The 24,181-nt window shown below is 41.6% G+C and carries 21 protein-coding genes and 1 riboswitch; of the genes, 16 read left to right on the forward strand and 5 right to left on the reverse strand.

The features are described from left to right. Nucleotides 1-45: 45 nt before the first annotated feature. From MKZ03_RS02230 to MKZ03_RS02300, 15 genes are all read left to right on the forward strand, one after another. Complete coding sequence (locus tag MKZ03_RS02230; protein ID WP_341030771.1) at nucleotides 46-903, forward strand: AraC family transcriptional regulator; 858 nt, start codon at nucleotides 46-48, stop codon at nucleotides 901-903. Then, nucleotides 893-1,825, forward strand: a complete 933-nt coding sequence (locus MKZ03_RS02235) for a DMT family transporter (protein WP_334750813.1) — start codon at nucleotides 893-895, stop codon at nucleotides 1,823-1,825. The genes MKZ03_RS02230 and MKZ03_RS02235 overlap by 11 nt, the downstream gene beginning before the upstream one ends. A 99-nt stretch (nucleotides 1,826-1,924) precedes the next feature. Further along, nucleotides 1,925-2,980, forward strand: coding sequence for a tartrate dehydrogenase (locus tag MKZ03_RS02240; RefSeq protein WP_307499070.1), 1,056 nt, complete (start codon nucleotides 1,925-1,927; stop codon nucleotides 2,978-2,980). A gap of 72 nt (nucleotides 2,981-3,052) precedes the next feature. Then, entirely contained in the window at nucleotides 3,053-5,239 is a 2,187-nt protein-coding gene (locus tag MKZ03_RS02245) for a DNA topoisomerase III (RefSeq protein WP_341030772.1), read from the forward strand. Between the two features lie 197 nt (nucleotides 5,240-5,436). After that, nucleotides 5,437-6,519 (forward strand): glycosyl hydrolase family 8, encoded by a 1,083-nt coding sequence (locus MKZ03_RS02250; protein ID WP_341030773.1) that lies wholly within the window; start codon nucleotides 5,437-5,439, stop codon nucleotides 6,517-6,519. After that, nucleotides 6,500-7,351 (forward strand): GGDEF domain-containing protein, encoded by an 852-nt coding sequence (locus MKZ03_RS02255; protein ID WP_341030774.1) that lies wholly within the window; start codon nucleotides 6,500-6,502, stop codon nucleotides 7,349-7,351. The genes MKZ03_RS02250 and MKZ03_RS02255 overlap by 20 nt, the downstream gene beginning before the upstream one ends. Then, complete coding sequence (locus tag MKZ03_RS02260) at nucleotides 7,341-9,056, forward strand: DUF2334 domain-containing protein (protein WP_341030775.1); 1,716 nt, start codon at nucleotides 7,341-7,343, stop codon at nucleotides 9,054-9,056. The genes MKZ03_RS02255 and MKZ03_RS02260 overlap by 11 nt, the downstream gene beginning before the upstream one ends. Before the next feature lie 37 nt (nucleotides 9,057-9,093). Then, entirely contained in the window at nucleotides 9,094-10,317 is a 1,224-nt protein-coding gene (locus MKZ03_RS02265; protein ID WP_370876301.1) for a glycosyltransferase family 2 protein, read from the forward strand. 4 nt (nucleotides 10,318-10,321) lie between these two features. Beyond that, entirely contained in the window at nucleotides 10,322-12,409 is a 2,088-nt protein-coding gene (locus MKZ03_RS02270) for a cellulose biosynthesis cyclic di-GMP-binding regulatory protein BcsB (protein ID WP_341030777.1), read from the forward strand. Nucleotides 12,410-12,478: 69 nt separating this feature from the next. Then, nucleotides 12,479-12,623, forward strand: a riboswitch (cyclic di-AMP (ydaO/yuaA leader). Between the two features lie 111 nt (nucleotides 12,624-12,734). Further along, the gene (locus tag MKZ03_RS02275; protein WP_034663998.1) at nucleotides 12,735-14,561 is read left to right on the forward strand and encodes an APC family permease; all 1,827 of its coding nucleotides are present in this window, start codon (nucleotides 12,735-12,737) and stop codon (nucleotides 14,559-14,561) included. A 70-nt stretch (nucleotides 14,562-14,631) separates the two neighbouring features. After that, entirely contained in the window at nucleotides 14,632-16,353 is a 1,722-nt protein-coding gene (locus MKZ03_RS02280) for a pyruvate oxidase (protein WP_341030778.1), read from the forward strand. A 194-nt stretch (nucleotides 16,354-16,547) separates the two neighbouring features. After that, nucleotides 16,548-18,218, forward strand: a complete 1,671-nt coding sequence (locus MKZ03_RS02285; protein ID WP_341032602.1) for a T7SS effector LXG polymorphic toxin — start codon at nucleotides 16,548-16,550, stop codon at nucleotides 18,216-18,218. A 14-nt stretch (nucleotides 18,219-18,232) separates the two neighbouring features. Continuing rightward, nucleotides 18,233-18,544, forward strand: a complete 312-nt coding sequence (locus tag MKZ03_RS02290; protein WP_106043484.1) for a hypothetical protein — start codon at nucleotides 18,233-18,235, stop codon at nucleotides 18,542-18,544. Nucleotides 18,545-18,696: 152 nt separating this feature from the next. After that, nucleotides 18,697-18,843, forward strand: a complete 147-nt coding sequence (locus MKZ03_RS02295; RefSeq protein WP_334750820.1) for a hypothetical protein — start codon at nucleotides 18,697-18,699, stop codon at nucleotides 18,841-18,843. Nucleotides 18,844-18,978: 135 nt separating this feature from the next. Continuing rightward, nucleotides 18,979-19,203: a hypothetical protein gene (locus tag MKZ03_RS02300; protein ID WP_003214145.1), complete on the forward strand. Its 225-nt coding sequence runs from the start codon at nucleotides 18,979-18,981 to the stop codon at nucleotides 19,201-19,203. A 40-nt stretch (nucleotides 19,204-19,243) separates the two neighbouring features. Here MKZ03_RS02300 and MKZ03_RS02305 read toward each other — a convergent pair whose 3' ends face one another. The 4 genes from MKZ03_RS02305 to MKZ03_RS02320 form a co-directional block, all read right to left on the reverse strand. Then, nucleotides 19,244-19,507: a response regulator gene (locus tag MKZ03_RS02305; RefSeq protein ID WP_341030780.1), complete on the reverse strand. Its 264-nt coding sequence runs from the start codon at nucleotides 19,505-19,507 to the stop codon at nucleotides 19,244-19,246. Nucleotides 19,508-19,605: 98 nt separating this feature from the next. Continuing rightward, a complete protein-coding gene (locus MKZ03_RS02310) occupies nucleotides 19,606-20,175 on the reverse strand; it encodes a GNAT family N-acetyltransferase (protein ID WP_340971731.1) in 570 nt (189 codons plus the stop codon). A gap of 70 nt (nucleotides 20,176-20,245) precedes the next feature. Next, nucleotides 20,246-21,523: an Nramp family divalent metal transporter gene (locus MKZ03_RS02315; protein WP_034663985.1), complete on the reverse strand. Its 1,278-nt coding sequence runs from the start codon at nucleotides 21,521-21,523 to the stop codon at nucleotides 20,246-20,248. A 223-nt stretch (nucleotides 21,524-21,746) separates the two neighbouring features. Beyond that, nucleotides 21,747-22,007, reverse strand: coding sequence for a GlsB/YeaQ/YmgE family stress response membrane protein (locus tag MKZ03_RS02320; RefSeq protein ID WP_034663984.1), 261 nt, complete (start codon nucleotides 22,005-22,007; stop codon nucleotides 21,747-21,749). A gap of 157 nt (nucleotides 22,008-22,164) precedes the next feature. Between MKZ03_RS02320 and MKZ03_RS02325 the strand changes: the two genes are divergently transcribed. Further along, nucleotides 22,165-22,995 carry an EcsC family protein gene (locus MKZ03_RS02325; RefSeq protein ID WP_106031665.1) on the forward strand — a complete coding sequence of 277 codons (831 nt, stop codon included), beginning with the start codon at nucleotides 22,165-22,167 and terminating at the stop codon, nucleotides 22,993-22,995. Nucleotides 22,996-23,020: 25 nt separating this feature from the next. On the opposite strand, the gene MKZ03_RS02330 is transcribed toward MKZ03_RS02325, so the two are convergent. Continuing rightward, entirely contained in the window at nucleotides 23,021-24,118 is a 1,098-nt protein-coding gene (locus MKZ03_RS02330; protein ID WP_341030783.1) for a DctP family TRAP transporter solute-binding subunit, read from the reverse strand. Nucleotides 24,119-24,181 lie beyond the last annotated feature (63 nt).

A 24,181-nucleotide genomic window follows, 5' to 3' on the forward strand; every position in this document is an offset into this window, starting at 1 on the left:
AAGTCAATATCGTACAATTCAAGAGAAAAAGGGTGTGCTACACTAATGATCAGTTCAGTGAAAGAGGGGATCGACTTGAAAACACAAGAAGAACGAACGGTACATTTTGATCAGGACTTGCAAATAGAGGCGTATCGCTTTCATGGCATCATGCAAAAGTTCCCGAATCATTTTCATACATACTATGTGATTGGATTTATTGAGGACGGTCAAAGACGTTTGATCTGCCAAAATGAAGAATACATCATTGAAAAGGGAGACATCCTTCTTTTCAATCCATATGACAATCACGCATGCGAGCAGATTGATCACAGGACACTAGATTATCGTTGTTTAAATATAGAAGCAGATGTCATAGAGAAAATGTTTCAGCACAAGCCACATTTTAAAGCCCCTGTGTTTTCACAAAGTGAACTGACAAAGCCATTATATGATCTTCATCAAATGATCACAGAAGAAGCTCCAGCTTTGAATAAACAGGAAACGCTTTATTTCTTTATGAAGCAGCTGATTGAAGCCTATGCTGATACATCAGAGGAAAAAGCGTCAGCAGTGCATGCCGCCGAACAGAAAGTCCAAGATGTACAGCAATATATTGAAACATACCGCACGGAAAATATTTCGTTAGACGACTTAGGAGAGCTTGTGTCTATGAACAAATACTCCCTTCTTCGTGCTTTTACAAAGTACAGAGGGATCACGCCGTATCGTTATTTACAGACAGTGAGAGTGAACTATGCGAAGGAGCTTCTCGCCCAAGGAGTGAAGCCTGTAGATGCGGCAGTCTCCGCTGGTTTTTCTGATCAAAGTCACTTGAGTCATTTCTTTTCAGAATTTATTGGGCTCACCCCAGGGCAATATCAGCAAATTTTTGCAAAGCAGGTAACAGCAGATGAAAAATAAACAGCTGCTTGGTCATCTAGCGGCCATGTTCACTATTTTTCTATGGGGCTCGACCTTTATCTCAACCAAAATATTGTTAACGGCTTTTTCTCCAACAGAAATATTATTTTTTCGCTTTTTTATTGGATATCTGGCTCTGATGATGATCTACCCGGTCACCATGAAGGTGCAGCGTAAAAAGCATGAAGCGATGTTTGCGCTCGCAGGATTATGCGGTGTGGTCTTATACTATTTTTTAGAAAATGTCGCACTCACCTATACGTTCGCTTCGAATGCAGGTGTCATCAGCTCAGTTGTACCATTCTTCTCATTTTTATTGGCTTATTTTTTATTGAAAGATGAGCCTTTGCACCGCCGGTTTTTCATAGGCTTTTTCATCGCGATGACAGGAATTGTACTGATTAGCTTTAATGGAATGACGACGTTCCAATTGAATCCAATCGGTGATGCGCTAGCATTAACGGCGACCATTGTCTGGGCCTTCTATTCTATTTTATCGAAAATGATCAATCAATATGGATACCATCTCATTCAAGTGACGAGGCGTGTCTTTTTTTACGGCTTGCTTTGGATGCTTCCCCTGATCTGGCATTTTAAGATTCGTTTAGACTGGGAGCGATTGACGAATCCGTCGTTTGCCTTTCACTTGCTGTTTTTAGGCCTGTTCGCATCTGCCATTTGTTTTCTGACATGGAGCTTTTCGGTGAAAACGCTCGGTGTGGTGAAATCGAGTGTGTATATTTATGGCGTTCCTATTATTACGATGGTCATTTCAATGATCGTTCTTCATGAGAGATTGACCCTCATGTCTGTACTTGGAACGGCACTGACCTTAGGAGGACTGCTGCTTTCAGATAAAAAAGATGCGGGGAGGAAGAAACAGAAACCCTCGATGCTTTTCCAGGATAAACAGGCGCTTTGATCAAAAAAGCGTCTTTTGTCCATTGAAAGAACATGGACGGTCTAGTAAACTCAAGCTTAAGTGGTCGACGGTCGACCGATAATGAAGGAGGAAAAATGAATGAAGCATGTTTCAATTGCGGCGATACCAGGTGACGGGGTTGGGAAGGAAGTTGTACCTGAAGCCATACGAGTATTGAAAGCGGTGTCAGAATTACATGGTGGTCTGTCTTTTACCTTTCAGGATTTTCCGTGGAGCTGTGAATATTATTTAGAGCATGGCGAGATGATGCCAAAGGATGGATTACATCAACTGAAAGCCTTTAACAGCATTTTCTTAGGGGCTGTCGGAGATGCCAATTTAGTGCCGGATCACGTATCGCTTTGGGGATTGCTCATTAAGATTAGACGTGAATTTGAGCAAGTGATTAACGTTAGACCTGCAAAACAGCTGAATGGTATACGTTCACCGCTTGCTCAGCCAAAGGATTTCGACCTTCTAGTTGTCAGAGAAAACGGTGAAGGTGAATATAGTGAAATTGGAGGCCGTATTTATCAAGGGGAAGATCAGCTTGCTGTTCAAAATGCGGTGTTCTCAAGAAAAGGGACAGAGCGTGCGATGCGTTTTGCCTTTCAATTAGCAGAAAAAAGGCGAAAGCATGTGACGAGTGCAACAAAATCAAATGGCATCGTTCATACCATGCCTTTTTGGGATGAAGTGTTTCAAGACGTAGCAAAGGATTATCCAGAGGTGGCAGCAGACTCTCAGCACATTGATGCGCTCTCAGCCTTCTTTGTAACAAGACCAGAAAAATTCGATGTGATTGTGGCCAGTAATTTGTTTGGTGATATTTTGACAGATCTTGGGGCAGCCATTATGGGAAGTATTGGCGTAGCGCCTGCCGCCAACATCAATGTAAATGGCAAATACCCATCCATGTTTGAGCCTGTACACGGATCAGCTCCAGACATTGCGGGAAAAGGAATCGCCAACCCAATCGGTCAAATTTGGACCGCTAAACTGATGCTTGATCATTTCGGAGAAGAAGAGCTGGGTACGCACCTTCTCAGCACCATCGAATCAGTCACAGCAGACGGCTTTTTAACAGCGGACATCGGCGGACCCTATCAAACACAAGAAGTCACAAACGAAATCATCAAACGATTGAAGAAATAATCCGTCATTAGAACCGCATCTCCACGTCTGCTATAATAAAAGGATGGATAGAAGAAAGAGATGTGAAATCTAGTGTCAAAAACAGTTGTATTAGCAGAGAAACCTTCAGTAGGACGTGACCTTGCGCGTGTGCTGAAGTGTCATAAAAAAGGAAATGGTTTTTTAGAAGGAGATCAATACATTGTGACATGGGCGCTTGGCCATTTGGTCACACTGGCTGATCCAGAAGGCTACGGAAAAGAATTTCAATCCTGGCGTTTAGAGGATTTACCAATCATTCCAGAGCCGCTTAAGCTTGTGGTGATGAAAAAGACAGGCAAACAATTCCAAGCAGTGAAAGCACAGCTTGCGAGAAAAGATGTCAAAGACATTGTCATTGCAACAGATGCTGGACGTGAAGGGGAGCTTGTCGCAAGATGGATTCTTGAAAAAGCACATGTGAAAAAGCCCTTGAAACGACTATGGATCTCATCTGTCACGGACAAAGCCATTCAAGAAGGCTTCAAACGATTAAAAGACGGCAGAGAATACGATAACCTGTATCGCTCAGCAGTTGCACGTGCAGAAGCAGACTGGATTGTCGGCATCAACGCAACAAGAGCGCTGACAACCAAGTTCAATGCACAGCTTTCCTGCGGACGGGTACAAACACCAACGATTGCCATGATCGCCAAACGAGAAGAAGACATTCAGCAATTTCAGCCGAAGCCGTTCTATGGATTGACTGCACAAGTAGATGGACTGACTTTGACCTGGCAGGATGCCAAAACAAAGCAAAACCGTACCTTCCAAGAGAATGTGATCAAAGAGCGCTTGGCAGCATGCGAAGGAAAAACAGCAGTGGTTGATGCGTTGAAAAAAACAGCGAAAAAAGCTTTTGCGCCGGGCCTGTACGATCTGACTGAATTGCAGCGTGATGCGCATAAACGCTATGGCTTCTCAGCAAAAGAAACATTATCTACGCTTCAGCGATTGTATGAGCAGCATAAGCTCGTGACATATCCACGTACAGATTCAAGGTTTATTTCAGCGGATATCGTTCCCACATTAAAAGACCGATTAAAAGGAATGAACGTCAGACCATACGCGCAGCATGTGAACCGGATTTTACAATCAGGTGTAAAAGCGCACAAAGGCTTCGTCAATGATGCAAAAGTGTCAGATCACCATGCGATCATTCCAACCGAGGAAGAGCTGTATCCAGGTGCATTAAGTGATAAAGAGCGTAAATTATATGACCTTATTGCCAAACGATTCCTTGCGGTACTCATGAATCCTTTTGAGTACGAAGAAACAACGGTTATCGCCAAAATAGGCAGTGAAACGTTCACAGCAAAAGGGAAAATCGTGCAATCAGCTGGCTGGAAAGCCGTGTACGATAATTCCTATGAAGAAGAGGAATCAGCCGAGGTGGATCAACATTTGCCGCTGCTTTCAGAAGGACAGTCACTAGACGTACGACAGCTGAAAGAAACAAGAGGAGAAACGAAACCTCCTGCACGTTTTAATGAAGCGACCCTATTATCTGCCATGGAAAACCCAGCGGCATTTATGCAGAAAGAGGAAAAAGACTTAGTGAAAACCCTTGGTGAAACAGGTGGTCTAGGGACAGTAGCAACAAGAGCAGATATTATTGAAAAGCTGTTCAATAGCTTCCTAATCGAGAAAAAGGGCAAAGACATCTTCATCACATCGAAAGGAAAGCAGTTGCTCTCTTTAGTGCCTGAAGACTTAAAGTCTCCTGCGTTAACAGCGGAATGGGAACAAAAGCTTTCTAAAATCGCAAAAGGGCAATTGAAAGCTTCTCAATTCATGAGTGAAATGAAATTATATGCGAAACAAGCCGTATCTGAAATCAAACAGACGAACCAGACCTTTAAGCATGACAATGTCACTGGCACCCATTGCCCAGACTGCGGAAAACTCATGCTGAAAGTGAATGGAAAACATGGAACGATGCTTGTTTGCCAGGACCGGGAATGCGGCCATCGTAAAAATGTGGCGAAGAAAACAAACGCACGCTGCCCGAACTGTCATAGAAAGCTCGAGCTGCGCGGAGAAGGCGATGGCAAAATCTTTGCTTGTGTGTGCGGCCATAGAGAAAAACTGTCTGTCTTCGAAAAACGCAAATCTCAATCCAATCAAAAGAAAGCCAGTAAGCACGATGTGTCTAAATATTTGAAGAAACAAAAGAAAATGGAAGAACCAATTAATAATGCACTAGCTGAACAATTAAAGAAACTAAAATTAGATCAATAGTTGTGTAAAAACCCGTGCGGAAACGCATGGGTTTTTCAGTGTTCTCAAGCATATCGACATATTGTTTTTCTGAAAATGGGAATAAATATGCGAAAAGACTCGTAATTTGGTATAAAATATTTATTTAAATTTAAACAAAAACGCTCTATAATAAATCGTTAGATGCTTAGAGAACGGGGAGTTGAAAGGGGACACGAATGCATACACGCATATATCGTACAGCAATTGTTTTACTCATTGTCATTCTACTAGGCGGATGTACCTGGAAGCAGCAGAAAGAATCAGCTGATCCAGTATCGCCACAGCCTGTATTGCCTGGAGAATATTTTATCACTCACCACTTAATGACAGATCAAGGCTTGATTCGTACCTCTTTTGCAGAGCAGCACATCTACTTATCTGAATCACTCGGACTTTGGATGGATTATCTTGTTCGAAAAAAAGATCAAAATTTATTTGACCAACAGTTGGGTGTTCTACAAGATCAATTTTTACTAGACCATCATCTTCTCAGCTGGCAAATTGAATCTGAGCAAAAAAGTAAGGCCAATGCTTTAGTTGATGATTTACGTGTAGTGGCGGCACTTCAAAAGGCAAATCGTTTGTGGAAGAAGTCAGCGTATCAAACGACAGCAAAAGAAATCGCTCAAGCGTTAAAAGAAAAAAACATGTTCAAAGGCATATTGTCCGATTATTATGATGCATCAACAAATCGAACTTCACACACAATCACACTCTCTTATATAGACCCAAAAGCAATCAAAGAATTGGAATCCCTCCAAATATTCACGAAACAAATGACCAGTAACCAATTAGCCATTCTAAAACAAGCACCGAGAAAAAAAGGATTCTTTCCTAAATCCTATGACATAAAGAAAAAAACCTATTCGTTTGATCGAGAAATCAATATGATCGATCAACTCTATACGGCTCTATATGCCCATCATGCAAAGGTTAATACGTCTGCGATCATGAAATGGCTTAAAACGACTTTTAAACAAGAAGGAAAACTGTACGGGAGATATAAGCTGAGCACATTGCAGCCATCTGTGACGTATGAATCGCCTTCGGTATATGCACTTGTCCTATTGTATGCCCTTAAACAAAACGAGCTTGAATTTGCAAAGGCTGTTTATCACCGCATGAAAGAATTACAAACTCAAGATCCTCTCAAGCCTTATTACGGAGGATATATGAACGAAAAAGACACACACTCATTTGATAACTTATTGCCTCTGATTGCAGAAAGGGAGCTTCTAAATGAATCGGTTGTTCAGTAACACGTATCGCTTGTACTATTCTCTGCTCCTCACGTTTGCAGGCCTTATTTTGTTTATGGGCTATCTCAACGTACAAGATGCGGAGAGCTTTATGATCATCGCACTGACATTTGTCGTGTTAGGCTGCGGTATTTTATTTGGTATCCTACCAGCATTAATTTTCACCTTGCTTATTTTGTTCTTTATAGGAAGCGCCATGTTCTTTACAGAGCTTGGTCATGAAAATCCCCTTTTTTCAAATCAAACATTGCAAGATGTAGTGATTTGGGGCGTAGCACTTCTTTTTTTCGCTATTTCAGCGGGAAGCTTGCATGAACGGATCAAGATGCTGCGTCACACCATTGAACAACAAAAGCAGGCCATCAAACAATTTGTGGCGATTGATTCGACAACAGGATTTGACAATGCTGAGCGGATGAAGCTCGAATTGTCCGAGGAAATGAAACGGGCAGAACGGTACAAACAGCCATTTGTCTTTATTCTTCTTCATATGAATTACGCAGCGGAATTCAAATCGTTATATGGAGAAAAAGAAATGCAGCACCTATTTCAGCAATTAAGTCTCAAGATCCGCGAAAGCGTAAGAGAAACCGATAAGAAATTTCGATTATCCGAAGAGCGAATGGGCTTGCTGCTAACTCACACACCAGAAGAAAACGTGTCAGTTGTCCTTGATAAGCTAAAGAATAAACTGCAACCGCATGTCCTGTTAAACGGTCGTGAAGTGACCTTGACATTTCATGTCTGTCATTTAACAAGCAGCTCGGATTATCGAACGCCAGAGCAATTTTTAGAAGAACTAGAAAACGAGATGATGATGAATGAACTTTAATTCTTTGATGAAATGTTGTTTGATGATCGCGCTTTTTTCGATTCTTTCGTTGAAACACATGGCTTCAGCCGATGCTCTTGTCACGCAGCCAAATACCCTGATCGTTTATTCCACACAATCGGATGAAGTGACTGCAGCCGTTCATATGCTGGATCTACTCGCCGGTCATTTTTCCAAACAGACGACGATTGTATCCGATGAACATTTGGCTGAAAAGAGGATCAATGAATTTCAGCAAGTCATTTATCTCGGTGAAATAAAGAGAACCTTGCCAAAACAAACCATTCGTGCGTTGAACGAATCACAGCAATTCATCGCCATTGGATACAATGCGGAACAGCTTCGCCCATTCTCCAAGCTTACTTTTCACAAACAAGATCATACCAGTCAAATGAAACATACACATGATCAGACATACCGTCAGCTAGAGAGAAGTATCAATGCGTTAACGGTTCAAGGGGCAGACTTGCAAAATGAATTTCTAGTGAAGAAACGTCAATCTGATCTGCCATTTGTGATTCAAACAAAAGAAGGTGCGGCATATATCGGAATCTTAGATGTCGTGCAGCACAACAAGCTTCTTGCAGAAGTGCTAGAAAAATACATGCCAACTTCTGTGCAAATGACGACAAAATACTTAATGCTCGGGAACATCAGTCCAGCAAGTGACGAGAAGAAGCTGCTTGAACTTGGACAATACGTATCCGCACGGCATATTCCTTTTCAGATCGCAGTGACTCCTGTTTGGATGGATCGAGAAACAGGTGATGAAGTCACACTGAGTGACCGCCCGAAGCTCGTGAATGTGTTAAAACAATTGCAAGGCAATGGAGCGAGTATCATTCTTCATGGCTTTAGCCGTACGTATCGAACGGAGGAATCTGGTCAGATCTTTGAGTTCTGGGATGCAAAGTATGATCAGTCCATCACGTCAAATGATCCCAAAAAAACTGAGAAGAAACGGAGTAAAAGTCAGTTCCCAAATGAAAAAGACTTTAATGCTTATACCAGATCGAATCAGCAGCAAGAAACCGCCTATACAGAAGAAAAACTGACAAAGGGCATCGAGCTTCTTGCCCAGCAAGGTCTATATCCACTTGCATTCGAGGTGCCGCATGATACCATATCTCAACAAGGTTATGAAGTGATTTCAAGGCATGTGTCCAGTCTATTTGGACAGGTGCAGCTGTCAGACCGCACTTGGAAAACAGTCGGTGCACCGCCGCTGGTGACGTCTCCTGCCATGTTACATGGAATGACCCTATATCCTCAGCGACCAGTAGAGACAGCGTCTGACCAAGAATATTCAAATGTTTTAACTGAACAGACGATTCAATCCATGCAGCATCTTCAATCAGCCGCAATCGGACTGTCCTATGATGTAGAATCAGGAATAGCCGGATTACAGGAGCTGATAACACAGATGGAGGCAATCCCTTCTAGTGAATGGCTGGATTTAAAGAAAACAAAACAGACGGTCCAAACTGCACATGTAAAAATCCAAACATCAGGGAATGGACATATTCAAGTAGAGCAATCCGACATAGCCGAAACAAAAACAGTCAAACGAAGCGGCATAGAAAATATGCTGCGAATTCTTACAGTCGTGGTGATGCTATTCATTGCGGCATTTTCTTTATACACATTGTATTTAAGACTGACAATGAAAAAACGAATTTTTAAGGAGAGAAAATTAGGTGGCTGATGTCTTATTTTATCTTTCATTACTACTGATTTGGACTATGCTCCTATACCACATGTTTCTCATGCAGGGCGGCTTTCAGCATTACCTCACCTATGAAAAAGTGCTGCCTAAATGGACAAAACAAGGGAAAGAGCTGCCAACCGTCAGTATCCTGATTCCTGCTCATAATGAAGAAATTGTCATTCGGCAGACGTTAAAAGCGATGGTCCAGCTATCTTATCCTAAACACCTCCTTGAAATCATTGTGATTAATGACAATTCCTCTGATCGCACAGGAGATATTGTGCAATCATTCAGTGAGCAATATGATCATGTCCATATGGTTGAAACAAAGCCGCCATTTGCAGGGAAGGGAAAATCCACTGCACTGAATGAAGGCTTGAAGGCTTCGACAGGAGAAGTGATTTGCGTATACGATGCAGATAACATGCCGGAACAAAAGGCTGTCTATCATTTGGTTCTTGGGTTATTGAATGACCCAAAAGCAGGCGCTGTTGTCGGGAAATTCAGAGTGATCAATGCAGCCAAAAATTTGCTGACCAAATTTATTAATATTGAGACCATCTGCTTCCAATGGATGGCGCAGGGCGGGAGATGGAAGTGGTTTGGGATTGCGACAATACCAGGCACCAACTTCGCCATCCGCCGGCACATTTTAGAAGAACTCGGCGGCTGGGATGTCCAAGCTTTGGCCGAGGACACCGAATTAACGATCCGTGTGTATAACCTTGGATATGTGATTCGATTTTTCCCAGCTGCGATCACATGGGAACAAGAGCCTGAGACATGGAAGGTCTGGTGGCGGCAAAGAACGCGCTGGGCTAGAGGGAATCAATATGTTGTACTCAAATTTTTAAGGCAGTTTATGAAGCTGAAACGAAAACGAATGATTTTCGATTTGTTTTATTTCTTCTTTACGTATTTCTTATTTTTCTTCGGTGTTCTGCTCTCAAATGGCATCTTTATTGTGAACCTATTTGTTGACCTTCACTTATCTGTAGGGGCTGTCGCACTGATCCTGTGGGGATTAGCCTTCTTCCTCTTTCTAACAGAAGTGATGATTACATTAAGTATTGAGAAAACAGAGCTCACCAAACAAAACATTCTCATTGTGGTCCTCATGTACTTCACCTATTCTCAAGTATGGATTGCGCTTGTCGTGTACTCCTTATGTGTAGAGGTGAAGAGCCGATTATTGAAACAAGAAGTGAAATGGTACAAAACGGAGCGTTACGATCAACAACAAAAGAAAAGCGGGTGACAAATTGAAATCGGTCAAATGGATGATTTTTATATTAGCGCTATCCCTTGCTATTCAGCCTTTTTTCATGGCAAGTCAAGCAATGGCGCAATCCAATCGAGTACAAGTGAAAGACGATTGGGTTCGCTCATCAAAAGGAAGTCAAACAGAAACGCAACATCTATCAGAAGATGTGGTGACCTTGTATGGACAAGAAGACCGCACTGAATTTTCCTATCAAATGGAGAAAGAAAAAGTAGAGTCTAGCACTCTTACATTAAATATAGAGGCTTCACCATTACTCATTTCGCCATCGTCTTTCACAGTGATGATCGATGGAGAGATTGAAAAGACAATCCCTGTATCAGGGAAAAACCAAAAAAAATCGATTCAAATCAAATTGAACAAAGCGCAATTGAAAAAAGGATCTCATCAAATTCAGCTCGCATTTTATGGTGTGTTAAAAGAAGGTGTGTGTATCAACCAAGAGACACCTGCCAATTGGCTGAAAGTATATCCTGAAAGTGAGCTGGCGTTTAAAGGAGCTCAAACGAAAGACGTGACGTTAGACAGCTTCCCTTCACCTTTTATTCCATCAAGTGAGCAGAAAGAACAAACAGATATTGTGATTCCAAATACACCGGAAGCGGCTGAATTAGAAGCGGCTATGAAAATCTATCGTACGTTGAAAAACAAAGACCGTCTAGCAGACCTCAAACTCGTTCAAGAAAAGGACCTCAAGCAAATTGCGCATCCAACCATTGCTGTGGGAGCAAAAGGAAGCTGGAAAGGACGTATGAAATCGATCGAGCAAGCTGCGGGGATTAAAACAGAAAGCAATCAACTTACGTTAGCGGTGAGAACCCTGACAGCAAAGAAAAAAGAACAGCCCATTTTATTTGTCTCTGCTGAACAGCCAAGGACAATTGCTGAAAAAATCAGTGTCCTGACTCAACCTGAACTGACGGGTCAGCTCACTGGTACCGACCTGCTGCTGCAAAAGGTGACAGCTAATGCTTCTAAGCCATCGCATCATATTCGTTTAATAGATTTTGGCGGAGATGATGTCACAGTTGGAACCAAAAAGACGGCATCTGATCACTACTATTATCCGAAAGCATTAATCGCTCAACAAAAATCAGGTGCAAAACTAAATCTATCATTTAAAAAATCGGATCCAGCGAACAAAGCGGAACGTCTAACAGTGATGATCAATAACGAACCGCACGACATACCGTTAACAAAACTAGGAAACAAAGATGAGAATGGATTCTATCATGTGTCCATTCCAGTAGACTCGCAAGTACTTCAAAAGAACGAGTATGTGGACTTGCAATTTGTCACAACGGGTTTTAAAAGCATGGAATCGTGCAGACATACGGATGAAGAAGGCTGGATTTACATTGACAAGAACAGCTCTCTTCAAATACCAGAAGGAACAAATAGTGATACACCGGATTTAGCCGCATGGCCGCTTCCTTACACTTCAAAAACACAGCAAGGAAACACATTGATCATCATGCCAGATCAAATCAAGCAAGCAACGATCAATCAAATGGCGATGCTGACAGAATCATTTAGTCAGCCGGAAGCTGCTCAATATCATTTGATCAAAGCATCGAATGTGACAAATGAACAATTGAAAAAGAACTCTCTCATTTTCATCGGGGGCATCCAGACATTCTCTCTTTTAAAAGAAAAAGCAGACGATCTCATCGTTCCAGCGAAAAAGGGTCAATATGATGTATCCTCATTTGGCATGATCAACGAAACCACAGCTCGTATTGTATGGACGCAGCCATCTGTATGGAATAAAGAACAAACAATGACCGTTTTTGCAGGAATGACTGCAGCTGACGCTGATGTTTCAAATGATATGATACGTTTCCTTCAAACAAATACGGAGACCGCAACAGTTGCAATAGAAAGCAAAAACAAAGAGATGTTCTCTAATCACCAAACAGTCAGCAGCACAACAAATGATCTGAAAAAAGGTAAAAAGCAAGGCGGTGGTGAGTCTTGGATTTACTTTGCGTGTATCGCTGTACTGATCATTTTTGTGGTGATGATGATTGTTTATTTCGTACGAAAAAATCGCAAAAAAACTGAGTGATAAACGGTCAAAAGACCTTGAAAAAATCTCTTTACTTTGGTGTCAAACGGGAGTATGATCTCTTTTATAAAAGACCAATCGCTGAATCATTTCGATGAGCGGGGGAACCAATTGTGGTGGAAAGCACCACGTGGGGTGAATCCTTTTTAGGTAGGGCAAAGTCTCATGCGCCCGAATCCGTCAGCTAACCTCGTAAGCGTTAAAGAGAGCAAAGACCAACCTGTGATCTAAACAATAGGCACAGGGCATTCTATTGCCTCTGTGTCTTTTTGGCGATCCATCTTTTGTAATTTAAATCGTTTGACACTAAAGGAGCGGGCATCACATGTACAGTTTGATGAAGCGTATTTTAATTGGTAAACCATTAAAATCACAGGCAGCAGGAGAACAAAAACTATCAAAAATCAAAGCGTTGGCATTATTGTCATCAGACGCATTGTCATCAGTTGCATACGGTACAGAACAAATTTTAATTGTTCTTTCCGTGGTTAGTGCAGCAGCATTTTGGTACTCACTCCCGATTGCAGGTTGCGTATTAATTCTTTTAATGGCGTTAATTCTATCTTACCGCCAGATCATTTATGCTTATCCAGAAGGCGGAGGGGCATATGTTGTCTCTAGCAGAAACCTAGGTGAAAAACCAGGATTGATCGCTGGTGGATCATTGCTTGTAGACTATATTTTGACTGTAGCAGTGAGCATATCAGCGGGTACTGATGCCATCACATCGGCTTTTCCAGCACTATATCCATATCATGTCTTGATCTCAATTGTATTGGTCATCGTGATTATGGTGCTCAACCTTCGTGGATTGACAGAATCGGCATCTATTTTGGCTTATCCTGTCTACTTGTTTGTATTTTCACTCCTTATATTAATTGGAGTCGGCGGATTTAAATTGTTAACAGGCGGCGTACCGCCAGCACCTGAGCATGCAGCGGTAGGCACACACGTACAAGGCATTACATTATTTCTGTTATTAAAAGCTTTTTCATCTGGCTGTTCTGCTCTGACTGGAGTAGAAGCCATTTCAAATACCATTCCATCCTTTAAAAAACCAGCTGCTCAAAATGCAGCAAGAACATTATTGATGATGGGTGGATTACTAGCCGTTTTATTTGTGGGAGTCACATTGCTTGCGTTTGGTTTCGGCATCTCGCCAAAGCCAGAAGAAACGGTTGTATCACAAATTGCATCAGACACTTTTGGACGTACGTTTTTCTATTACGTGATTCAGGCTGTCACAGCGCTAATCTTAATATTAGCGGCAAATACCGGCTTTTCAGCCTTTCCTTTATTGGCTGTCAATTTAGCAAAGGATAAATATATGCCGCGTATGTTTACTGTAAGAGGAGATCGGCTTGGTTACTCCAATGGCATTATCTTTTTAGGCGTAGCCTCTATGCTGCTCATTTGGTTGTTTGATGGGAAAACAGAACACCTCATCCCGCTATATGCTGTCGGTGTGTTCATTCCATTTACCCTGTCGCAGACCGGCATGTGTGTGAAGTGGATTCGAGAAAAACCGCAGGGCTGGAAAACGAAAATGCCAATCAATATAGTCGGAGCACTGATTTCTTTTACAGTTTTCATGATACTCATTTTGACCAAGTTCCATCTCGTATGGCCAGTATTTGTTTTCATGCCTATTGTTCTATTTATCTTTCATTCCATTAAAAAGCATTACCTGTCTGTTGGAGAACAACTGCGTTTATTGAATGAAACAGAGCCTGTTGAGATTAAAGGGAATGTGGTCATCGTACCGATAGCAGGTGTAACACGTGTCGTCGAACAATCTGTCCAATATGCAAGGTCTTTGTCAGATCAAGTCATAGCGGTTCATGTATCCTTTGATAAAGAAAAGGATAAGAAAATTGAAGAGGATTGGGAAAAACTAAACAGCGGTGTACGGCTTGTGATGCTGCATTCTTCCTATCGAAGTCTCATTCACCCGCTTGATAAATTTCTTGAAACCATTGAGGCAAAAGCAAATGCGCATCAATATAAAGTGATGGTGCTCGTGCCTCAATTTATCCCGAAAAAAAGATGGCACACCATTTTGCATAATCAATCTGCCTTTTTATTAAGATTCCGCCTATTATGGAAGCGTGATATTGTGGTGGCGACCCTTCCATATCATTTTAAAAAGTAGCAAAAGCAAGTTGAAACGTTTGATCAAAAGGATGCGGTGGTATGGAGTAAGAAAAAAGGAGTTTTCTCACATGCCGCAAAGAACCGCAGGAAAAGAAGTAACAGCGCTACTGGAAGAGTGGGGCGTGAAACATATTTATGGAATGCCCGGCGACAGCATAAACGAATTGATTGAAGAACTTAGACATGAATCAAGCCAAATACAATTTATACAAACGAGACATGAAGAAGTGGCAGCACTTTCAGCGGCGGCTGATGCCAAACTAACAGGTAAACTCGGTGTCTGCTTATCAATCGCTGGACCGGGTGCTGTCCACTTATTAAATGGACTATATGATGCAAAAGCAGATGGTGCACCAGTTTTAGCAATTGCAGGACAGGTTGCTTCGGCCGAAGTAGGCAGAGACACATTCCAAGAAATCAAATTAGAGCGGATGTTTGATGATGTCGCTGTCTTTAATCAGCAGGTACAGACGGCAGAAGCGCTGCCTGACTTATTGAATCAAGCCATCAAAGCAGCTTATACCCATAAAGGTGTGGCAGTTCTCACCGTATCGGATGACTTATTTTCTCAAAAAATTAAGCGTAAACCCGTTTATACATCTCCTCTTTATGTTGAGGGAGAAGTACGGCCAAAGAAAGATCAACTGCTAAAGGCAGCTCAGCTGATTAACAATGCGAAGAAGCCAGTCATCTTAGCAGGTAAAGGATTAAGACATGCAAAAGAAGAGCTTCTTTCATTTGCAGAAAAGGCAGCTGCTCCTATCGTCATCACACTCCCTGCAAAAGGGGTTGTGCCAGACAGGCATCCATACTTTTTAGGTAACCTAGGTCAAATTGGAACGAAGCCGGCATATGAAGCGATGGAAGAATGTGATCTCTTAATTATGCTTGGAACCTCCTTTCCATATAGAGACTACTTACCAGAGGACACGCCAGCCATTCAACTGGATATTAAACCAGATCAAATCGGTAAAAGATATCCGGTAGATGTGGGAATCGTGAGCGACAGCAAGAGTGGTTTGCATGAACTGACTTCCTACATTGAATATAAAGAGCAGCGTGGTTTTCTTGAAGCTTGTACAGAGCATATGATGAAGTGGCGAGAAGAAATGGATAAGGAAAAATCCGTTGCTACTTCACCGATTAAACCACAGCAAGTCATTGCTAGATTAGAAGAAGCAGTCGAAGACGACGCTATTCTTTCAGTTGATGTTGGTAATGTGACGGTCTGGATGGCACGTCATTTCGAAATGAAACAGCAGGATTTCATTATCTCCAGCTGGCTTGCCACAATGGGCTGTGGTTTACCTGGTGCGATTTCGGCTAAGTTAAATGAACCGAACCGACAAGCCATTGCTGTCTGTGGTGATGGAGGCTTCACAATGGTCATGCAAGACTTTGTGACAGCTGTAAAATATAAGCTGCCGATCGTTGTCGTGATCTTAAACAACAACAACCTGGGAATGATTGAATATGAACAACAGGTAAAAGGAAACATCAATTATGGTATAGAGCTAGAGGATATTGATTTTGCTAAGTTTGCAGAAGCATGTGGCGGCAAAGGAATCTCCGTGTCATCACATGAAGAACTAGCTCCAGCCTTTGATACAGCCCTTCAATCGGATAAACCAGTCATTATTGATGTCACTGTCGCCAATGAACCCCCGTTACCTGGAAAAATCACGTACACCCAAGCAGCAGGCTTCAGTAAATATTTATTGAAAAAATTCTTTGAAAAAGGTGAGCTGGATATCCCTCCACTCAAGAAAAGCCTCAAACGCTTTTTCTAAACACAAGGTAGTCGGTCTTCTGAAAAGAAGGCTGACTTTTTTTGTGATGATTAGGGAAATCATTTCAATTGTCACTTGCCTTCATCTCTATTAAAATATTTGGAAATTAATTTTGTAACTTAAAGCCTATTTTTCCAATTCGATGAGAAAGGTAAAATAGACTTTATGATCAATAATGGAGGGAGTGACTTCTTCTGGGCAAGATACTTGATGCAAAAGCACTAACAAGTGCCATGGACGCAAGGGTAAAACACTACCAGGAACTCCGCGAACAAATGGTAGATTTAAAAAAAGCATTACAAGGTGTTTCTAATCTTGGTGACGACTTCACTGGGAAAGGTGCCGATAACATTAAAAGCTTCTACAAAGAGCTCGCTGGAAATGTAGATATGTTTATCAGCTTCATTGATAAGCAAAAAGCCTTTCATGAAGGTGTTTCTGGGACACTCGATGATACAAACTTTGGCGGCGATACCTTCGTAGAAGAACACTTTTTAGACAACGCTGTACATATGGGCATCAAAAATGCCAAAAGCATTGTAAAGGATCAAAAAAAGGCACTCAAAACGATTTTTCAAGACATCGACGACCTCATTTCTCTAGAGGTATTTGATAGTCAAAGCTTTGATGAAAAGATTGCAGATGCGGAAGACGAGCGAAAAAAGACAGTAAAAGACCTAAGAGAGTTTGATCAAAATTTAAAAGATGAATATGCTTTGTCAGAGACGGAGCAGCAAGCTACAATGGCATTGTACGCAGAAATGATGAATGCGACAAATGACGGAAAATCCATTTCGCCGATGAATTTCGACAAGAAAGCGTATCAAAATAGCAAAATCTACAAGGCAAAAAGCGATATTGAGAAGCAAACTGCTGAATATCTCAAAATTAAAAAAGAACAAGAAGAAGCTAGAGAAATCGTAAAGGAACAAGAAGCCCTCGCCAACCGTTCTTGGTATGAAAAAGCACTCGACTATGGCGGAAATATCGTGAATGAACTGACTGGCGTGAACGATGCAAAACGCGCCGCAACAGGCGTTGACCCGATCACAGGCGAAGAGCTCACCGCAGGTCAGCGAGTCGCCGCAGGCGGAATGGCAGCCGCGGGTTATATCCCAATCGTCGGCTGGGCAGGCCGTATTTTCAAAGGTGGTAAAGCCGTCTATAAAACGACTCAAGCCACATCAGCCGCAGTCAGGGCAGTCGACGTCTACAAGACATCGCAAAAATCCTTTGACGCCTTAAAAACCTCTCAAAAAGGCTTATATGGTCTCACCGCAACAAACGGCTTCAGTGAAGCGATTACTGGGCGAGACATGTTTGGAAATAAGGTCTCGAAAGAACAGCAGGAAGCGAGTATGAACGCGGCGCTTGGAATGCTTTTGCCGTTTGGGGCGAAAGGGTTTCATGGGAAGATGGGGATTAAGAGAACAAGTGGTTTAAATAAAATACCTGAAAATAGCATTAATCATTCTAATAAAGGAGATTTCACAACAAACCCTAAAACAGGTGATATTTCAAAAATGAAGGGTGGAGGACACGGACAAAGCAACATAAAATTCTTACAAGAAAATAATATAGAATATAATATAAATAAAGTATATGAGAACGGTGTTAGGGTAGGGAATGTACCTGGTCATAAGGTGAAAGCAAAACGGACAGGCTCCAACCAATCTTGGTTCCCAGAAAACTGGACAGAATCTGATATTGCGGCAGCTGGTGCCAAAATTGTTAAATCACCTGATTTTTCAAAAGTGGAAAACGGAGTGACTATTTTTGGTGAGTATAAAGGTGTAAGGGTTGGAGTTATTAAAACCAATGGGGAAGTAGGAACTATTTTTCCTGATGCTACAAAACAACCTTAATATGGAGGAACAATATGGATATTGAGAATGCATTAAAGATAGTATTAGATAAAAGAAAAAAATTAGATTTAAATGATGATTATGGTATACAGAAAAGTTGGGATGAAATAATAGAAATTCTTGGGGAAAACGAAGAGAGAACGCTAGAATATTTAGATCGTTGCAGTAAAGAAGATTTATATTGGATAAGTGAAGTGTTTGAAGACATATCAGAAATTTTACAAAGTAAGGAATTAATTAAATGTTTGCGTAAATTGGATGAAAAATATCCTGAATTAGAGATGACACAAGATATTGATCTAGCAGAAAGCTATATTGAAGATTAATTTTTAAATAACTAGAGAGCTTAGATAAAACGATGAATTAAGGTTCATCGTTTTATTAATGATAATAATTTCAGGCATGTAAAGATTGATATGATAAAAGAATAAAGTGGTTTTGTTTCTTTTTTTGAAAGCAAAGGAGGAGAAAAAAATGAGTGATTATCATAGATGGTAAATTAAAAAGTATGTTAGATATTATTATTGAAAAAGAAGATGCTTACAATCAATATACGGAATTAATAAAGGATTTGATGTTTTCAGGCATTCAGCAATACATTCAGAAATATAATAAGCCGGAATGAAACTCTGACCTTGATTTTTCTAATAGAACCAAGGTTTTTTAAACTGCAATTGCACTTGCAAAACAAATCACTCCACACATAATTGGAAATCATATGTTAAACTAATCCAACCACCACAAAAAAGGAGAAAAAACCATGCTATGGATCCTCACACAAAACCAACAAACTCTAATTCATGTACAAGAAGTCTCAGTAAGCGGCAAAAAAATTGAAGGGATGATCTTGGGAAGTACTTCTTGGGCAAAGATGCTCGGCAAGTATGACTCAAATGATCGCGCAGCAGAGATTCTTCAAGACATGATGAAGACGATTGAAGAACATCCAAATGCTACGATGACATACCGAATGCCACTTCAATAAAAAAGAAACCACCTTTTCATCGTGAAAAGGTGGTTTTTGTTTAGGATGTTGTTTTTCCAAAGGCTAAGAATAAAGGGATGCCTGTGCCGACAAGGGTTGTGGCAAATAGGAACATACCGCAAATAAATAGAAAATGGCTGGCTGAAAAGACGAGTGCCAGAATGAGAAAAACGATGCTGAGTCCTACCATGCTATAGGATGGGACAAAGCGGCGTTTGTAGGTGGCTTTCTTTGTTAGGAATGAGAAGAAAATACCAAATACCAAAGGGACAATCCATAAGTAAAATAAAATAATAAGAGACATACATCATACCTCGATTTTTCCTTCTATTTTATCAGATGCCGATCACAACGGATACTACAAAGCTTCACTTTGTAAAATAATTCATGCAATCGACACAATTAAGTAGGCTGATTCATCGAATGCGTTTTTTGTTTCATATATTCAGGCTGTAAAAGGGCGTACACACAATGATCGGTAAAGCGATTGCCCAGCCATTCACATTGCCTTAATATTCCCTCAAGCGAAAAGAATAATCTCTCTGCAATGCGTCTGCTTTTCTGATTGTCGACAGCAGCCCTAATCTCAATACGGTGCAGTCCGCACTCTTCAAATAAATAGCGAATGACCGCTTTGCAGGCTTTTGTCATGATGCCTTTTCCTTGATAGCCTTCTCCGAGCCAATAGCCGATTGAAACGGTTCTATTGATCCAATGAATTTGATGGGTGCCAATGATGCCGACGAGCTCTCCATGTGACCAGATGCCCGCTTGAAAACCGTTGTTCTGCATCGCTTGCTGCATGGCGCCTTGGATAAACGCCATACTGTCTTCCTCTGTCTGCGTTGAATCCACCCAAAGCATCCATTCACGTAAATGCTCTCTCGACCGCTGAATGAGCAAATACAGACTTCTTGCGTCTCTTGGCTCAAGCAGCCGCATGGATATCTCTTGATCCTGATAAACAAACATGAACCCACATCCTCTCAGGGGAATTCTACCATAACCAAATGGAAAGAAAAAGACAGCTCAACACTGTCTTTTACATAAACGTATCTACAATTAAGAAAAGATTAAGTGCTACAACAAGAGCTGCTATCACCCAAGATATTCCTGTCACCCAGCGGGCATTCGTTAATTCGCCCATAATTCGCTTTTTACTTGTAAATAAAATGAGCGGAATTAAAGCAAAGGCAATACCAAAGGATAAGACGACCTGACTCATCACAAGCGCGGAGGTCGGGTTCACCCCAGATGCAATGATCGCAATAGGGGGAATGATGGTAATCAGCCGGCGGACATATAGCGGGATTCGGTATTGAATAAAGCCCTGCATAATGATATCGCCTGACAGTGTACCAACAGAAGAGCTGGATAGTCCGGCTACAAGCAGACCTACACCAAATAAGATGGCCGATACAGGCCCTGCGAGTGTACCAAAATGCTGAAACGCAACATCCAGATCTTCAACAAAGAGACCATTTTTATAAAATAAAGCGGCTGCCACAATCAACATGCTGGCATTGATGGCCCCGGCGACTATCATCGCAATGAGGATATCTAAAAACTCAAAGCGGAAAATCTGCTTTTTCTCCTTTTCCGTTCTGCCGACGACTCTTCTTTGGGTTAAAGCTGAATGTAAGTAGATTGCGTGAGGCATCACAGTGGCACCTAAAATTCCAGCTGCAAGCAGCACGCTGTCTGCGCCATCAAATTTTGGAATGAAAAGTCCGCCAGCGACACTTGCGATATCTGGTTTGGCGACAAAGGTTTGCACAGCGAAAGCGATCACGACAACGAACAGCATGCCTGTAATACCTGCTTCTAATGCTCGATAGCCTCGTCTTTGCAGCTCTAATATCGCAAATGAACCGATAGCGGCGATAATAGATGCTTCAAGCAGAGGGATTCGAAAAAGCAAGTATAAACCAAGTGCCGCCCCGATAAACTCAGCTAAATCCGTGGCAATAATGACGAGCTCTCCCTGAATCCATAAACCGATTGAAACGGGTTTTGGAAACTCTTCACGTGCGATTTCAGGTAAGTTTTTACCTGTCGCGATTCCAAGCTTTGCGGATAAGGACTGGATGAGCAAAGCCATGAGATTTGATATGAGAATGACCCATAAAAGGAGATATCCGTATTTGGAGCCAGCCGCAATGTTGGTGGCGAAATTTCCTGGATCAATATATGCAATGGCTGCGATAAAAGCAGGGCCGAGAAAAGGAAGGAGCCTTCTAAATCCTTTGACCTTTCCTTCAAGTGCACGTTCAGCTGCCGCTGACATGTGTGCCTGTGCCTCGATGTATTTGTTTGTCATATGTCATCACCTAGATTCTACAAAGTTTTGCTTGGGCACAAAAAGTTTCCTTGATGCAATTTTTAATCATCATATGCCCATCTTCATGAAAAGTCAACTATCTGAACTAATAGGTTTGTTTATCATATGTAAGTGAAAAAAATAGATACCTTGTCAATCCATCACATAAAAAACACCGCCTCTTAGACGGTGTCCCTACTGCTTCCTCTGTTATTCGTTTTTTTTAAGATACCCTTGATCCCACACTACGGAAGATCAGGCTTAAGATAATGACAAAGATCGCTGCTCCTAAGATTGCTGGAAAGATCGCAAAGCCTGCCAGACTAGGACCCCACGTTCCAAGTAATCCATGACCAATCCAAGCACCTGCAAGCCCGGCAATCATTGAACCGATCCATCCTCCTGGTACACTACCTCCAGCGAGTGCACTGCCAATAAGGCCGATGACAATCGCCACAACTAATGAAATCAGAAATCCTAACATGTTGATCACTCCTCTTTTTGTTTGTGTATTAAGCAATAACCGTTTTGAAAAAGTTTCAAACCTTTCGAAACCGCTTCAATGTTCTATACGTATGATGGACAAGGATTGTGTATAATAACAAACAAATACTTGAGCGGCATCTAAGGAGGCAAATGGCATGGAGGAAAAAGAGTGGCTAAAAGCACAATTAAAGGAGATTGAACAGTGGGAGAAAGACCAGCAAAAGGTATGGTTTTGGGAGAAACTCAGCCGCCTTCCATTTCAAATGCTGGACAAGCTGACGCCTGCCTTTATTCAGAAAAAAATCGGTGTGCTGCTTGATGAAATGGGGCATTACATTCAATCAGGCGGTGCCTATTTGACATCAGAAAAAGGCATCATCCATCAATTTCAAAAGAAATGTGCTGATGATTCCATTCAGCGCATAGAAGATATTGAAAAAGCTCCTATTGAAATCATGGATGCCATTAGTGAACATATGGGGAAAAACAGGACGAACCTCGCCACGGTACAAGGTGCGACAACTGGTGTCGGCGGTATGTTTACGCTGGCAGCAGATATTCCTGCGGTACTGGGGCTCTCCCTTAAAACATTACAGGATATTGCCGTCACCTATGGCTATGATCCTAAAAACAAGGAAGAGCGGGTCTTCATCATAAAATGCTTACAGCTGAACTCTGCTGATGTGGTGGGGAAGAAATCTATATTAAAAGAGCTGAGGAGCTATCAAGCTTCAGAAGGAAAGCACGAAAACATGATTTCCCAAATCCAAGGGTGGCGTGAAGTGGTGTATAATTACCGGGATTCGTTTGGCTGGAAGAAGCTGTTTCAGCTTGTTCCCATAGCAGGCATTTTGTTTGGCGCAGTTTCCAACCGCTCACAACTAAAAGGTATTGCCGAAACAGGCATGATGCAATACCGAAAGCGAAGAATTGTCACAAGATTAGAAGAGCTCACGCAGCAAGAACAGAGTGAATCTGGTGCATAAAAAATCCCTTTCTCAAAGGGATTTTTTATTTGGTCTCATCCTCATCTTGAAAAGCATGGATAGGAGAATGTTCATAACGCGCACGCAGCTCGCGAATCTGCTTGATTAGGGTGGAACTAATGGTTTTTTCGGCTTCCTCATACAAAGGATCGAGGGCTTTCACCCATTTTTGTCTTTCTGCTGGCGTCAATTCATGAATGGCAATCGGCGATTCCCGTTTAATGTCCTCTAGCTGATCTTTGTTCATCTGTTCTGCATGTTTTTCATTCCAAGCTGTTGTTTCTTCCATGGCTTCAAGTAAAATTCGTTTCGTTTCAGGTGTCTGGCGTTCAAAGAAGGATTGATCTGTTAAGACCACATAGCCCAAATACCCGTGATTACTGATCGTCATATAGTCTTGTATATGATAGAATTTTTTTGAATAAATATTTGAAATGGTATTTTCTTCACCGTCTACTTTTTTTGTCTCTAATAGCTGGAACGTTGAATTAAACGATTCCTGATAGGGCTTTGCGCCAAGAAGTTTGAATTGTTTTTCAATCATATCGCTTTGCATAATGCGGAGAGATTGGTTTTTTAAATCACCAGGCTGTTTGATTGGCCCTTTATTAGAGGTGATTTGCTTAAAGCCATTTGTCCAATAGGCCATTCCCTTTAGCCCGTCTTTTTGCAGGGTGCCAAACAATCTTTGTCCAATTGCACCGTGTAGGCCTTCTTGAACCGCATCATAATTAGAAAAAGCAAAGGGAAGGTCAAGAGCCAGCCACTCAGGGGACAGCATGCCGAGCTTCGAGGTAGACGGGGAGATAAATTGAACTTGATTCTCTTTGAGTGCATTAATTTCTTCTATATCAGAATAAAGACTCCCGTTGGAGAAAATTTGAATGCTGATCTTCCCATCAGATTTTTCGTGCACAAGCTCAGCAAATTTCTTTGCGGCAAGTCCTTTTGGTGTATTATCTGCCACGACATGGCTAAATTTGAACACAAGCTGATCCTTCAGCCCTGTCTGTTCATCATCAAAGGTCGTCGCTGATTTTGGCATCATATGATAAAAACCAAAGTATAAAGCGGTTACAAAACCGATTATGAGCAATAGTGTATAGGCGAGTAAATTCTTCATGCGTCCGATCCCCCTTATGTCAAGCATACTTGACCGAGGAAGAATTCGTAAAGATACAGGTGG

It is taken from the genome of Bacillus sp. FSL R5-0431 (assembly GCF_038002985.1).
Taxonomy (GTDB): Bacteria; Bacillota; Bacilli; order Bacillales; family Bacillaceae; genus Bacillus.

What these genes read in the sequence shown, in the direction of transcription:
- MKZ03_RS02250 (WP_341030773.1), top strand. Translation starts at nt 5,437, where the DNA reads ATGCATACACGCATATATCGTACAGCAATTGTTTTACTCATTGTCATT.
- MKZ03_RS02315 (WP_034663985.1), bottom strand. Translation starts at nt 21,523, where the DNA reads ATGACAAACAAATACATCGAGGCACAGGCACACATGTCAGCGGCAGCT.
- MKZ03_RS02240 (WP_307499070.1), top strand. Translation starts at nt 1,925, where the DNA reads ATGAAGCATGTTTCAATTGCGGCGATACCAGGTGACGGGGTTGGGAAG.
- MKZ03_RS02260 (WP_341030775.1), top strand. Translation starts at nt 7,341, where the DNA reads ATGAACTTTAATTCTTTGATGAAATGTTGTTTGATGATCGCGCTTTTT.
- MKZ03_RS02310 (WP_340971731.1), bottom strand. Translation starts at nt 20,175, where the DNA reads ATGTTTGTTTATCAGGATCAAGAGATATCCATGCGGCTGCTTGAGCCA.
- MKZ03_RS02275 (WP_034663998.1), top strand. Translation starts at nt 12,735, where the DNA reads ATGTACAGTTTGATGAAGCGTATTTTAATTGGTAAACCATTAAAATCA.
- MKZ03_RS02300 (WP_003214145.1), top strand. Translation starts at nt 18,979, where the DNA reads ATGCTATGGATCCTCACACAAAACCAACAAACTCTAATTCATGTACAA.
- MKZ03_RS02320 (WP_034663984.1), bottom strand. Translation starts at nt 22,007, where the DNA reads ATGTTAGGATTTCTGATTTCATTAGTTGTGGCGATTGTCATCGGCCTT.
- MKZ03_RS02265 (WP_370876301.1), top strand. Translation starts at nt 9,094, where the DNA reads ATGCTCCTATACCACATGTTTCTCATGCAGGGCGGCTTTCAGCATTAC.
- MKZ03_RS02305 (WP_341030780.1), bottom strand. Translation starts at nt 19,507, where the DNA reads ATGTCTCTTATTATTTTATTTTACTTATGGATTGTCCCTTTGGTATTT.
- MKZ03_RS02235 (WP_334750813.1), top strand. Translation starts at nt 893, where the DNA reads ATGAAAAATAAACAGCTGCTTGGTCATCTAGCGGCCATGTTCACTATT.
- MKZ03_RS02230 (WP_341030771.1), top strand. Translation starts at nt 46, where the DNA reads ATGATCAGTTCAGTGAAAGAGGGGATCGACTTGAAAACACAAGAAGAA.
- MKZ03_RS02325 (WP_106031665.1), top strand. Translation starts at nt 22,165, where the DNA reads ATGGAGGAAAAAGAGTGGCTAAAAGCACAATTAAAGGAGATTGAACAG.
- MKZ03_RS02255 (WP_341030774.1), top strand. Translation starts at nt 6,500, where the DNA reads ATGAATCGGTTGTTCAGTAACACGTATCGCTTGTACTATTCTCTGCTC.
- MKZ03_RS02330 (WP_341030783.1), bottom strand. Translation starts at nt 24,118, where the DNA reads ATGAAGAATTTACTCGCCTATACACTATTGCTCATAATCGGTTTTGTA.
- MKZ03_RS02290 (WP_106043484.1), top strand. Translation starts at nt 18,233, where the DNA reads ATGGATATTGAGAATGCATTAAAGATAGTATTAGATAAAAGAAAAAAA.
- MKZ03_RS02280 (WP_341030778.1), top strand. Translation starts at nt 14,632, where the DNA reads ATGCCGCAAAGAACCGCAGGAAAAGAAGTAACAGCGCTACTGGAAGAG.